Below are 12,229 nucleotides of genomic sequence, written 5' to 3'. Positions count from 1 at the left end.
CGCCGAGTCCTACAAGGCAGCCGTCACCCTCGCGTCGCTCCTGATGTGGGCGTGACATTTGAAGACAACCCCTAGGGGAGCGAGGTTCCCGAGCCCCCCGGCCCGGAGCCGGTCCCGCATGTCCCGGCAGGTCAGGGTTCCGGAGACGTTCCGGAGCGCGCCGACTCAGCGGCTCAGACGGGGTGCCTTTCTCCGGTCTCCCGGCTGTAGAGAACCGGATGAGTGCCCGGTATGTTCCGGGGGAGAAAGAAACTTAGGTCATGTGCGGTTCGGACGCCTCCGGCCCGGAGGCTTCGGCTGTAGTCGCACGCTTGAAGAAAGGGTCCACAGAATGGACTGGGAGGTATTCGCCGGCCGCATGGGATCGATGGCGCGGGACCTTCTGCATCAGGACTCCGTCGACACCACGCTGGAACGGATCACCGGTTCCGCGACGGAGATCATCGATGGGTGCGACGCCGCCGGAATCCTCGTACGTGCCGGCGCACGGGTCCACACTCTGGCTCCCACGGACGGACTCGTCGTGCTCAGCCACGACTTGCAGGAACGCCTGCGGGAAGGGCCCTGCTTCGACGCCGCCAAGCCGGGCAACACCGACCGCGTGTACCGGATCGAGGACCTGACCGCGAACCAGGACCGGTGGCCCCGGTACGCACCCGAAGGCAGCGAGCTCGGGATAGGCAGCATGATGGGCTTCCTGCTCTACACCGAGAACGAGGAGCTCGGCGCCCTCAACCTCTACTCGCGCAGCCCCGGCTCCTTCACCACCGACAGCGAGAACGCGGGCATGCTCCTCGCCTCCCACGCCGCGGTCGCCTTCTCCAGCGCGCGCAACGCCGAACAGCTCCACCGGGCCCTCAACACCCGCCACACCATCGGGGAGGCCATGGGCATGCTCATCGAGCGCCACGGGCTCAGCCAGAACGACGCCTTCGACGTGCTGCGCCGGCTCTCCCAGGAGCGCAACACCAAGCTCCACGAGGTCGCCCGAAAGGTGTGCGAGACCGGCAGCATCAACCCGTAGACCGTGCCGCGCCGAACGCCCGGGGCACTGCTCCCGCTCGCGGGCAAACCGCTCCGGGCACTGGCGGACAAGACCTGACAGTCATGTACTGGGAGCGGTCCGTTCCGCGGAGGTCGGCGAGCGGTGTCCTCGGCCGCTGCCTCCGCGCCCCGACGCCACGCAGCACCGGCACCCTCGTGCGTGGCGCTGACGTTCGCCCCCCCGTGGCCCTGACGGTCTCCCGCATGGTGCTCGCTTTCTCCCCGCTCAGCGCCGGCGTTCTCCCAGGGACGGCCAGCGATCGGAAGCCCACTCCAGCCATCCCGGCCACCCAGGAGGCGGACCTCCCACCGCATGCCCGGCGAGCTCCGGACCGTCGGGCTCCTCGAACAGCGCCCGCCAGCGCAACAGGTCAGCCTCACTCATCGCGAAGGTCTGATCGGGGGTGGCCGCCTGGCGACGGGCAACCCGCGCGCGCTGGGTCTCGAAATCCACCGGCACGTACACGAGTCGACACGACGCTCCCACCGACATCGCCAGCCAGCGGATCGCGGACCTCTCGTCACGAGACCAGCATCCGAAGTCCAGGACCACGTCGGTTCCCAGCTTCAGCGCCTCCAGCGCCAGCCAGAGCAGCCGCCCTTCCAGGACGTCGCGCTTCCCCGGCGGCTGCGGGTCGCCGAACAGCGGGATCATCCACTCGTCGGGCGTCAACCGCAGCGCGCCGTGTTCGCGGGCCAGCTCCCGGGCTCTCGTGGTCTTTCCGGCCCCCGGCAGACCGACGGTCAGGAACAACGTCGTCACACCGGGATGGTGCCACGGGGCGAGTGCGGGACTCGTCGTGTCTCGAGACCCCTGCCGACGGCCGCCAGCCGCCTGGTCGAGCACTGGATCGAGGCGAGCAGCAAGCCCGTCGAGGCCACCCGACCACTTCAAGTACCGTCCTGCAGGGGAGAAGGAGGGCTGCGAGATCAACTACCGCGTCGAAGTCCAGCAGCGATACGGCTGGGGCAACCGGAGCGGGCACCTCGCCACGTTCTCCGGCAGTGGCCCCAAACCGTTCGGACGGGACCGCGCCCCGGCCGCCATCACGCACCCGCACAGCTCCGGAACGGTCCGCGACTTCGACGTATCCGGCCCGTCCGCCCAAGTAACGGCCCGCTCATGAAGGGCGGCCGACACACGGCCTCCGGGCCACCAGAGAAGCGTCAGCATTCTGCGACCGTCCCCGGCGTGCAGGAACGGGACGACCCGACACAGCACGACCTCCCCGGATCCCGCGGCCTCCCCGAAGACGAAGCCCCTCGCGGCGCCCTTCCGAAGAAGCTCGCCCTCTACGTCGTGCTGGCCCTCTGCATCGCCTTCATCGCCTGGGTGGCCTGGGGTTTCCTCCAGTTCGACCACGACATCGAAAACCCCCACGAAGGCGATTTCTCCGCCTGGCAATGCGACGCCGACCGTGACTGCGGCTCCTGACCCCGCCGGCTAACGAAGCCCGAACCTGACCTCCTTATGGGCGCCCTGCCCGCCCGTCTGACGCCCTGAACATTTCGCGCGACGTGGACACCGCTGCACGCGCCCTCGCGATTGCGGCTGCTGAGCAGTTCCTACCTCAAAGCCGCTCCGCTGGACCCAGCGAGTCGACAACCCAAAGTGTCGAATGTCAGACCCGCTCCAGCGGGAGGTGTGGCCCACTCGGAAGTTCCGCTTTGATCGTGTTCCCCGCGCGCACCGGGCCGCCCTGCCTCACGATGCTCATGATGCCTGTCTTGCGCACGATGTTCCCGGCTTCGTCACGGCCGACAACTTGCTTCAGCAACCCCTCTTGAAACTTGTCGATCTGTACGCACGGATTGCGCAGACCCGTCACCTCCAGCACTGCATCGTCGCCAATACGGAGCAGCGTCCCAACTGGCAGACCGAGCAAATCGATGCCCCGGGTGGTGATGTTCTCGCCGAGGCCTCCAGGCGCAACCTGGAATCCCTGTGCACTGAGCTCGGCGAAGAGCTCCTCATGTATGAGATGGACCTGGCGCAGATTCGGCTGGGTGGGATCTTGTGCGACCCGCGAGCGGTGCTTGACCGTCACGCCAGCATGTACGTCACCCTCAACACCGAGTCCGGCGAGCAGGGTGATGCGCTCGCGATTCGTCTTGGTGAACGAGTACTCACTGTTGCTGCTGACCGCCGTCACCATTCCGTTCATTCCCGGAGCCCCCTCGTCCATGGCGATGATCGCCGCAGCCTAGTCCTCGGCCCCTCAACAGAGCACACGGGGAGTTGACTGACGCCCTACGGCGCGGGAGCAACTCGTGCCCCTCGCGTGTGCCCCATCCAGCGGGAAACAGCGGGGAACCACGGTCGCCTGTGGGCAGCACCCAACGGCAACGGCCCCCGACCAACTTCCCTGGTCGGGGCCGAGTTGCCTGCTCTCAGCGCGGAGGCGGTGGGGTTTGAACCCACGGTGAGGGGTTACCTCACGACGGTTTTCAAGAGGGTGCTCGTTCGCGGCAGCGTCGCCAAGCTGACCTGCAAGAATGCGTTTGCGATGGATGCGGAGCGGCCAAACGGTCGCAGCGTCGGCGGACTTCATCGGCATGACCGTCGACTACCACGATCAATGCCGTCACCGTGGGAGGCGACACGCACCTGTCTCAGGACTACCTAGAGCATCACCCCCGCTGATCGCACTGACCCCGACCTCGGGCCCACTGGCCACGACCAGAACACTCCAGCACGATGCACAGGTCACCTGCCCTGCGACTCCGCTGGACCCGCCTGATTCGCTGATGTGATGCTGGGAAGTGATCTCAGGAGATGATGTCAGGCTCCAGATCATCGCGCTTGTTAGGACGGATGCACATCAGAAGTCTGGGATGGCCAGGTGATCGGCGCGGCCGCCGTGCCATTCGACGAGGAAGAGCGTCGCGTCGTCGCTCGTGAAGCCGCCTCTTTCCGCCATCAGGGACCGGGAGAGCATCCGTGCCATCTGGTTCACTCCCTCAGTAAGGGGTCCGGTGCGTTCGATGACACTGACCATGCGTCTTTCACCGAACTGATGCCCGCCGATCCGACGTTCCTCGGTCAGACCGTCGGTGTAGAACATCACCCGGTCACCCTTGACCAGCTGGGTAGCCGAGACCTGCGGCTCAGCTCCACCGAATCCGACCGGCAACGTGGTCGGGCTCTCCAGCCTCTCGATGACTCGGTGACCGCGGATGAGCAGGGGCGCCGGATGGCCGGCGTTGACCCATTGCAACTGGCCGGTCTCCACGTCCAGACGCAGCATCTGCGCTGTCACGAACTGGTCCGGCCCGAACATCGCGTCGACGGCTCGGTCCATGAAGGCATAGAGGGCGGCGAGCCCGATGTCCGCACGCCTGGCATGCCGGTAGGCGCCGATGGCTACGGTCGCCAGCACGGCCGCGTTCAGCTCGTGACCCATGGCGTCGATGACCGCCAGATGGAGGATGTTGTCGTTGAGGGCGTAGTCCAGGCTGTCGCCCGCGATCTCGTGAGCGGGCTCCAGGACGCCGGCCAAGGACACTTGCGGGGTGGACATGGACAGCGGCGGCAATAGCGACCACTGAATCTCCGCGGCTACCGACAACGGCTTACCGAGCCGTCGGACCTTGAAGAACTCGTCGGTGTAACTGCCCTTGGTGACCAGCATGTCCGCGACGAGACCGGCGAGCCGCCCGAGCAGCCGACGGTCATCATCCTCGACACTCTCCAGCGTGAGAACCATGACGCCCACTTCGTCACTGCCGTCCAGCAAAGGCAGATACATTCGCACGCCATCCGCCATCCGCTCCTCGACCACACGCTGGCTCAGGAACGCCTCACCCGCGCTGGAACCGTCGATCGGCAGCACCTCCCCGACAACGAGTCCCCGGCCCGGCAGGGGCGCCAGCATCAACTGCTCGTAGTCGTGCAGGTAGATGGAGACATCCCGGCCACCGATCCTGGCGCACTCTTCTGCCACCAACGGAGCGAGGAGATGCGCCGGCATCTCATGGGCCCGGTCCAGCAGCTGCCCCAGCAGCCGCTCACCGAACCCCTCCGAGAGATCCATACCGACCCGGCGACCAGACCTCTTCCGATGATCCACGAATTCGTATCTCCTCGGCCGGCCCCGATCCGCTGCCAGCGCCTCAGCACCGCAGCGGGTCAGAGCAAATCCGCCAGATGGGCACCTCACCTGAGCGGGGCGGGATGTCCTGATCAGAGTCTTGTCAGTGAGCATTTTGATTCAAACAAACCACCTTGGACCTTCTGGTGCCGACATGCGAGGTTGGTGAGGAGCCTTGAGCTGGACTGCCCCTGCGGCGGCGTTGGGCCAGAGGCCGGCGAGGCGGCGCTGTCCCCGGCGCCCTCGTACACGGGGGCAGCGCCGCTCCACCGCGCGGGCCCATCGAACCGCTCCCGGGCCGCATCAGGGCGAGGAGACCTGTCCGGACGTGCCGCGTACCGCAGAGGACTCAGGACCAACCGTGACGCCGTCGGCCCGGTACTGCGCCGGCACGACCGAACCGGGCAGTTCAGCTGAAGCGCCGGACTGCCGTGAAGCGAGGGCCGATCGACCGGCACGCCCCCACAGCCCTGCCAGGAAGGTGAAGAACCCGTCGGAGAGAAAGACCGCATCGGCGACGATCATCGCGCCTGAGAAGAACGGCAGCCCCAGCAGTACGGCGATCATGAGGTGCATGCCGAGCAGCATCGGCAGGACGACGTACTTGGCTTTGCTGAACAGGACGAAGGGAAAGCCCACTTGGATCAGCACCGCCATGTATCCGGCGATCGCGATGAACATCGTCTGCTGGTCCATCATGTGCGACAGCGCGGGCCAGGGCCGGAACAGATCCAGGTTGAGCACGTAGTGCAGGGCAGTCCCGTCGTTCCAGAAGCTGCCCTGCACCTTGTACAGCCCCGCCGATCCATAAAGGAAAGCGACCTGAACCGCGATGACGAACATCGCACAGTTGTGCAGCACCGTTGTCGTCTGCCTGCGGACGATGCCGAGTTGAGCGGGCACACGGGGTGACTTCGTCCCGGCTGAAGCGGCTCGGAGCCGGGTCCTGCGCGCGTCGAGTGACCAGCGTCTCCCGCAGGCGGTGAGACACAGGTAGAGGGCCATCAGCAGCAGGAGGTTGTCGCCGCCGTCCGTCATGAAGATGGCCCGTGAGTGGAATGAGGCGACGATCACAGCGAAGGCGACGGACGTGGCTCTGGTCCGCCAACCGAGCATGAAGAGCGCAGTAACGACGACGGCTAGCGCGTAGCAGGCTTCGAAGTACAAGGGACTGTCGGACAGGGCGAGGATGCTGGAGAAGCCCGTCTCGTCGGACAGTTCGGCGGAAAGAGCCGGCGTCCATGCCGAACCGGGTCCCCACATCTCGTCACGGTGCGGGAACTCCCGTAGCAGCAGGGCCAGAAAGAGGAACCCGTATCCCCCGCGCAGTACCGCCGCGGCGTACAGCGAGACCGGTCGCTCGGTCAGGGCTGCCCGCGCGGACCCCAGCCCGTCGAGCACACGCTGCCTGACTCCACGCAGTCTGGACGGGGCAGCGTCCTGGCGGGACTGGTGCGGTACGCGTGATCTCTGCTCACCGGCCATGGGTAGCCACCTTCCACCACGGCAGGTACCTGGTCTCGTGGGAAACGCGACCGTTGGGCCGGGAGTCACTGCCGCCCGGCGCCGGAGGTGGGATCCGCTTTGTGACCACGCGCAGTTGGATGGTGTCGAAGGTGCCGTGCCGGTCGCCGGCGATCCGGTTCGCCGCGATGTTGCGGAGGTACTCCTTCATCATGCGCGCCCGGTCCGAGTGGGACCGGTCGTCACCGCCGTGCTCCTGCACGTAGGAGGTCCAGGCCCTGCGCAGCATGTTCTGAGCGGTATGACTCGGGAAGACACTGTGGCGAACGGCAGAGGCGTCCATCGCGGACAGATCGACCCAGCGGCTCACCTCGGACGTACCGTTCTTCGAAATCCGCCCGGTCCTCGCCGAAATCTGTTGATTCACCGATTCGGGGTTCGGGGCGAAGAGTTGCCAGTTCTGCTCGAACAAGGGGAGAACCCACGCGTCGATCTTTTCTGTGTAACGCTTCGAAATGCTGTTGGGAGGCGCCACGTGCATGAACACAAGAAGTACGTGTGCGAGAGATGCAGCGATACACAGGACCGCTACCCAGCCGACCAAAGTCCGCCATGGGGCGCTGAGCGCTGAACCCTCCCGGAGAGCCTCGGGCTCCGCACCCGGAACTGCCTCGGCCGATCCAGCACAGGTGGTCGTCGCCGCTTCATCAACCACTCCGCTTTTCAATTTCTCTCACATCCAGTTGTTCATTGCCGGGTCTGCCCTCTCCCCGGCCGTTCTAGGGTTGCAGTTCGCGACGTCGCTCCCTGACTCAGCCACGTGCTTCCCTCCTTTCAGATGAACCGCCGCCCGGCGGCCAGGGAACACTTGTCCCGTCCGCCGGGCGGCTTGGTGCATCAGTTGGGAATGGGCTGTCTCGCCTCAGTGGCAGTGCGGCGGCCTACCGTCCCCCTCCGGAGGAGGACCGTCACCCCTGTGCCCCTCGGGCGGACCGTCACCCTTGTGACCCTCGGGCGGACCGTCCTTGTGGCCGTGCGGGCCCTCACCCTTATGACCGTGGTGGCCCTCGCCCTCGTGGCCCTCGGGCGGGCCATCACCCTTGTGACCGTGGTGGCCGCCCTGCTTCTCGTGGCACTGCCCCCCGTGGTCGCCCTTGTCCGGGCCCTTGCCGCCACCGGTGGTTTGGCCAGTCGCACCGCCGATGTTGGCGCCGGTTGCACCACCGGTGTTGGCACCGGTCGTACCGCCGCTCGTAGTGGAGGCGCCGGTGGTGTTGCCGCCGGTGGTGATGCCGCCTGTGGTGATGCCGCTTACGAGGCCACCCGAGGTTGTGGTCCCGCCAGCCGTGCTGGTCCCACCGGTAGTGGTCGTCCCGCCGTTTTCACCAGTCGTCCCGCCGGTGGTGGTCCCGCCGTTTTCGCCGGTGGTCCCGCCGTCGGTCGTACCTTCAGTGGTCCCGCCGTCGGTCGTCCCACCATTGGTGGCCGCGGCGCAGTTGCTGGCGTTCACGTTGTTGGTGTCCATCGTCACGGAGCCGTTCCGCGCGAGCGCCCGCCCGTTGATGTCAGCGCCGGTGTTCAACGTGATCGAGGTCAGGGCCATGATGGTGCCGACGAAATCGGTGTCGGTACCGAGCGTGGCGGAGCTTCCGACCTGCCAGAACACGTTGCACGGTGAAGCACCGTTGATGAGGTTGACGTTGCTGCTGGATGCCGTCGTCAGCGTCGAACCGATCTGGAACACCCACACAGCATTGGGGTCGCCCTCGGCGTCCAGCGTGAGGTCGCCCGTGAGCTGGGCGGAGCTGTCGAAGCAGTAGACCCCGGGAACCAGAGTGAGGCCGCCGAGGTCCTGCCCGGTGAGGTCATCGTCGCAGGCCTGGCCCGCAGCGTTGTTGTACGCAGTCGTCAGATCTGCCTGTGCTTGGGCGGCGTGGGCGTCATTCTGATGAATCGTGCCCAGCACCGTGCCGGGCGGGAACCCGCTGATAGCCGAACCAGGGCTGACCCCCAGGTCTCCGGAGACCACGGAGGGACCGGTGTTGGTGACCGACTGCCCTCCCAATACGCCATAGCTATCAGCGGTACCGAGGCCAACCGCTGTAGCAACAGCGTTCGCATTCGACGGTGTCAACGCCACCGCTCCGAAGGCGATCAGTAGAACCGCCACGAACCAGCTGACGATGGTGTGCCACTGCGGCACGCCATGGACTCTAAATCTCATGGAGAATGCCCATTCCTGTGGGGTTTTTGTGGCCCCTATTCTTGCGATCTCTCAGCAAAAACGAAATGACCGCCGACCACTGACCTTGCATGTTTTGCACTTACCGCAGGCGAAAACACCTGCCATGCGAGTGACAGCACAGGAATGTCGGGAAATAGATGTGGAGTTTTCATATAAAAATAGTTGCACATTCTCTGTGTGCATCCAGAAGCAAAAGCACATCTGCAATGCGCGTCGTGCAAGTGGCCGCCCAGTCAACCGTTGCCGAGCGTCGACTTGCGCCACGAATTCGACGTCCCGACATTGAGAGTCTCTGCCGTCTCTGATGTAGCCACTCGGACTCTCACATGATCATGGAGTTCTCTTGGCCACAGCTCGACCCGCCTCACGCGCCCTGATGCACGCCGTCTCCCGGCTGACCGGCGCGACCGTACACATACCGACCCCGGGGCCGACCCCCACGCGGACCTCGCACACCACAGCGTCCGGCTCCGGAGCCAGCCCCGGCAGGGAGGGGCGCTGTCAATGACGGGTGACACGATCAACACCGGCTCGGCCTACCCGTGAGCCCGACGTCAGTCGAGGCCGCGTCAGGTAGCGGACCGCGAGTTTGTCGAAGCGGGTCGCTGCGGCCCGGCGGCGCTTGATGCGGTTGATACCGCACTCCACGGCATGACGGCCGCGGTAGTCGAGGCGGTCGCGATGAGTCCTCCACCGGAGACCTCGCTACTTCCCGCTCAGGGCACGCCGCCGTGGCCGCGTTCGCTCGAGGCGGTATCACCAGCAGGTCCAAGCAGCCGTGGCGGTAGGAGACCAGTGCAACCGTGTGCGGGTTCTCCTCCGTCCTGAACCAGCCGACGTTGGCCACATGGCCGGTCACCGGCACCTTGCGTGGAGTGCTCGGCCAGAGAGTGGAGTTCGGGAGAGATGCGGCCCCGCCAGGGGTCCAACACGTCATGACGCGTACCTGACTCGGGCCGGTGGGGCAGCCCGGCGTCTCTTATCACGAAGAACGACACCGTATGGAAAGCAATGCGCGGAAAGCCCTCGATGTCACCAGCCCACTCCTCGGCGAGGCTCAACGGCCGTGCCACGGCTACGCGTTCCACCACGTCCGGCAGGGTCAGGGGGTGTGACCAGCAGGTCGCAGCGGTTCTCGTCGGAGCGCAGACAAATCGTGTGCGGCTTCGGGGGGACGTCGCACCGCTCGATGTGCACGGTGCGGTCGCCAATTGCCACCGTCTCGGGGTGGATTCGCCACATCGTACAACTGACCTTCACCTGCGTGATCCCCGGCCAACTCGCTTCCAGTGCGGTGACGAGGGAGGGGAGTTCCCGGCCGAGGTCGTGGGAGCGGGGCCACCAGGTGCCGTCGCACCAGTGTGGTGCCGTGCCTGCGGGCAGCAGGGCGAGGCGGACCGGGAGCCCGCTCGCACGGTACGGGAGCAGGAGGTTTCCGGCTATGCCCATGTCTGCCCGGGTCCATTCGCCAGGTGTCCGGGCGGCGCCAGTGCGTGCCCCAGGGGAAGTCGGCTGGTGTCCAGAGTGAGGAGGAGGCAGGTGCCTGTACCGGTGTCGCCGGCGGGAAAGCTGCGTTGTTCCGTGCTGGCGAAGCAGGCGCGCAGTGTCTGCGCCACCTGACGGGCGACATCGGGGGAAGCCGCGGTGACGTGCACTACGGCAAGGCCGGGTCCGGGCAGGGTTTGATCGTGTGTCATCACTGGTCCTGATCGTCGTGGCGCTCTTCGGCCGCGCCTTTGGTACCTGGGGCGATACGCACTCCGCCCGTCCCGTCGGCGGGGGCGGTGGAGATCCACCGCGGGTGTGGTCAGAAGTCAGCCGTCAAAGGCGCGCACACGCGGCCCGGGGGCGATTAGGTACCGCCACAATATCCGTGGGTTTCTTCGGAGGACTCGCGTTCTGCCTCAGCACGGTCGGTCATCGCGAACATTGCGCAGACCTGTCCCCAGCCGTTGTTGGGCCGGCGTAGTCGTTCATCGAGAGCGGCGCCAGCGTGAAAGCCGGCGTACGACGAACTCTCGGTGCCGACTGTACGGCACTGCCGAGCCGGCCGACCCCGAACGAACCAGCGGGGTTCGTCGCATCGCTTCGGCGTCGACGACAGCGCTGGGACCCCGGTCCAACCCGGATCCCAGCGCTGTCGTAGCGACGTGGGAGCCGTACCGCGCGCCCGCAGGCAGGTCTGTCACCCCTGCGCGGCAGTACGCGCCTCGCGCCGGTTGTCGCGGATGGTATGCACCCGCCGGGCCGTCGCGAACAGCGGACGACCGAGGCCGGCGACGACGCGGCACTCTTCCTCCTCGAATGGCATGGCGCCAGCACTGACCAGTTGGCCCTCCGAGACCTCTTTTGGACCGCCGTAAGGCCAGCGAATCCTGTCGGAGCGCATACGAACGCTGTCCTCTACACCCGCAGGGGAAGAGCGTTTCCGCAGTTCACATGCGATGGCGGGGCCTTTGTGCCGCTGCCAGCGTGCCCGCACGCTCGGGTTCCCCGGGCCGTGGCGGCGATGGGCGGTGTAGTCGCGCCACAGCTGCGAGGCTGCGGCAGGCCGGTTGGACCTGCGGCAGAGTAGGCTGGCGACACCGAGGGCTTTCCGCGCACCGGTTTCTCATGCCGGTGCCGTTCTTGGCGATTGAAAAGCACCGGGCGCCTGCGCGGCCCGAGTCAGGTACGCGTCATGCACGTGACCGCAGATCGCACTCAACTCATTCATGAAGCGTATTCCGCGCCTTCGGTCCGTCTCGCACTGAAGCCGGAGAGCGCCCCGAAGGGGCTCCTGGACGGTGCGTGGTGGCCCCACTCCCACAATCTCCTGCGTGAACTCCCCGCCCTCACAGACGTGTTGGACCACCGGTGGGGACGCATCACGCGAGTTTCAGTGAACCCCACTCACTGGCCGGTCATCCCCCGGGAGGTACCGGTCACCGGCCACAGCGTCAAAGTCGGCCAGTTCAAGGCCGAGCAGGACCCGCACAAGCTTGTGCTCCTGTCCTACCGCATCGGCCGCTGGGACCTGCTGGTCATACCGCCACAGGCGACCGCGGCCACGGCTGCCCGGCTGATGGCCGCCGCGACCGATACCGGGCTGCGCCTCACAGCGAGCGCTCTTGTCGCAGCCGACGACACGACCCAGGTCAGGAGCGTGGAGCAGCGAGTCCGGGAAGAGGAGTGGGAGTCCGAGGGCGGCACCGCTGCGGTGCCCGTGGCCAATCCGCGCAGGACTTTCGTTCCTGCCCACGCCTGCGAGGTGTGAGAGCGATGGACACGCACATCACCGTCGCCGTCATCATCGCGATGAGCGCCTTAGAGCTCGTCTCATTTGGTCGGCAGTCGGTAGCCTGGGGTCGTGGGGATCGTGGAGCGCTTGGTGCCGGATGAATTG

The 12,229-nt window shown here is 66.3% G+C and carries 10 protein-coding genes and 2 pseudogenes; 3 read left to right on the top strand and 9 right to left on the bottom strand.

The genetic code is table 11. The annotated features are described in order from the left end of the window. Nucleotides 1-331: 331 nt before the first annotated feature. Nucleotides 332-1,024: a GAF and ANTAR domain-containing protein gene (locus IEY56_RS28060; protein WP_189040102.1), complete on the top strand. Its 693-nt coding sequence runs from the start codon at nt 332-334 to the stop codon at nt 1,022-1,024. Nucleotides 1,025-1,270: 246 nt separating this feature from the next. Here IEY56_RS28060 and IEY56_RS28055 read toward each other — a convergent pair whose 3' ends face one another. Then, entirely contained in the window at nt 1,271-1,807 is a 537-nt protein-coding gene (locus tag IEY56_RS28055) for a P-loop nucleotide/nucleoside kinase family protein (RefSeq protein WP_189040101.1), read from the bottom strand. A 429-nt stretch (nt 1,808-2,236) separates the two neighbouring features. On the opposite strand from IEY56_RS28055, the gene IEY56_RS28050 reads away from it, so the two are divergent. Next, nucleotides 2,237-2,479 carry a hypothetical protein gene (locus IEY56_RS28050; RefSeq protein WP_189040100.1) on the top strand — a complete coding sequence of 81 codons (243 nt, stop codon included), beginning with the start codon at nt 2,237-2,239 and terminating at the stop codon, nt 2,477-2,479. Between the two features lie 187 nt (nt 2,480-2,666). Here the strand turns inward: IEY56_RS28050 and IEY56_RS28045 are convergent, their stop codons facing one another. From IEY56_RS28045 to IEY56_RS29170, 8 genes and pseudogenes are all read right to left on the bottom strand, one after another. Continuing rightward, a complete protein-coding gene (locus tag IEY56_RS28045) occupies nt 2,667-3,209 on the bottom strand; it encodes an MOSC domain-containing protein (protein ID WP_189040099.1) in 543 nt (180 codons plus the stop codon). 657 nt (nt 3,210-3,866) lie between these two features. Next, the gene (locus IEY56_RS28040) at nt 3,867-5,078 is read right to left on the bottom strand and encodes a PP2C family protein-serine/threonine phosphatase (RefSeq protein WP_189040104.1); all 1,212 of its coding nucleotides are present in this window, start codon (nt 5,076-5,078) and stop codon (nt 3,867-3,869) included. Between the two features lie 360 nt (nt 5,079-5,438). Then, nucleotides 5,439-6,620 carry an HTTM domain-containing protein gene (locus tag IEY56_RS28035; protein WP_189040098.1) on the bottom strand — a complete coding sequence of 394 codons (1,182 nt, stop codon included), beginning with the start codon at nt 6,618-6,620 and terminating at the stop codon, nt 5,439-5,441. Beyond that, nucleotides 6,610-7,140: a DUF5819 family protein gene (locus IEY56_RS28030; protein WP_229712266.1), complete on the bottom strand. Its 531-nt coding sequence runs from the start codon at nt 7,138-7,140 to the stop codon at nt 6,610-6,612. The genes IEY56_RS28035 and IEY56_RS28030 overlap by 11 nt, the downstream gene beginning before the upstream one ends. Before the next feature lie 381 nt (nt 7,141-7,521). Beyond that, the gene (locus IEY56_RS28025) at nt 7,522-8,802 is read right to left on the bottom strand and encodes an ice-binding family protein (RefSeq protein ID WP_229712265.1); all 1,281 of its coding nucleotides are present in this window, start codon (nt 8,800-8,802) and stop codon (nt 7,522-7,524) included. Between the two features lie 778 nt (nt 8,803-9,580). Then, nucleotides 9,581-9,781: pseudogene (locus tag IEY56_RS29230) on the bottom strand (DUF5994 family protein); the annotation flags it as partial. A gap of 95 nt (nt 9,782-9,876) precedes the next feature. Next, nucleotides 9,877-10,293: a DUF5994 family protein gene (locus IEY56_RS28755; protein WP_229712264.1), complete on the bottom strand. Its 417-nt coding sequence runs from the start codon at nt 10,291-10,293 to the stop codon at nt 9,877-9,879. 736 nt (nt 10,294-11,029) lie between these two features. Continuing rightward, a pseudogene (locus IEY56_RS29170) lies at nt 11,030-11,131 on the bottom strand (CDP-diacylglycerol--serine O-phosphatidyltransferase); the annotation flags it as partial. Between the two features lie 393 nt (nt 11,132-11,524). On the opposite strand from IEY56_RS29170, the gene IEY56_RS28010 reads away from it, so the two are divergent. After that, nucleotides 11,525-12,100, top strand: coding sequence for a DUF5994 family protein (locus IEY56_RS28010; RefSeq protein ID WP_189040096.1), 576 nt, complete (start codon nt 11,525-11,527; stop codon nt 12,098-12,100). Nucleotides 12,101-12,229: the final 129 nt, after the last annotated feature.

The sequence above is a fragment of the Streptomyces daqingensis genome (assembly GCF_014645895.1).
In the GTDB taxonomy this organism is placed as follows: Bacteria; Actinomycetota; Actinomycetes; order Streptomycetales; family Streptomycetaceae; genus Streptomyces; species Streptomyces daqingensis.
Note: the sequence above shows the minus strand (reverse complement) of the source record. Positions and strands in the feature narration are given on the sequence as shown.

What these genes read in the sequence shown, in the direction of transcription:
- IEY56_RS28060 (WP_189040102.1), top strand. Translation starts at nt 332, where the DNA reads ATGGACTGGGAGGTATTCGCCGGCCGCATGGGATCGATGGCGCGGGAC.
- IEY56_RS28045 (WP_189040099.1), bottom strand. Translation starts at nt 3,209, where the DNA reads ATGAACGGAATGGTGACGGCGGTCAGCAGCAACAGTGAGTACTCGTTC.
- IEY56_RS28040 (WP_189040104.1), bottom strand. Translation starts at nt 5,078, where the DNA reads ATGGATCTCTCGGAGGGGTTCGGTGAGCGGCTGCTGGGGCAGCTGCTG.
- IEY56_RS28035 (WP_189040098.1), bottom strand. Translation starts at nt 6,620, where the DNA reads ATGGCCGGTGAGCAGAGATCACGCGTACCGCACCAGTCCCGCCAGGAC.
- IEY56_RS28030 (WP_229712266.1), bottom strand. Translation starts at nt 7,140, where the DNA reads ATGCACGTGGCGCCTCCCAACAGCATTTCGAAGCGTTACACAGAAAAG.
- IEY56_RS28755 (WP_229712264.1), bottom strand. Translation starts at nt 10,293, where the DNA reads ATGGGCATAGCCGGAAACCTCCTGCTCCCGTACCGTGCGAGCGGGCTC.
- IEY56_RS28010 (WP_189040096.1), top strand. Translation starts at nt 11,525, where the DNA reads ATGCACGTGACCGCAGATCGCACTCAACTCATTCATGAAGCGTATTCC.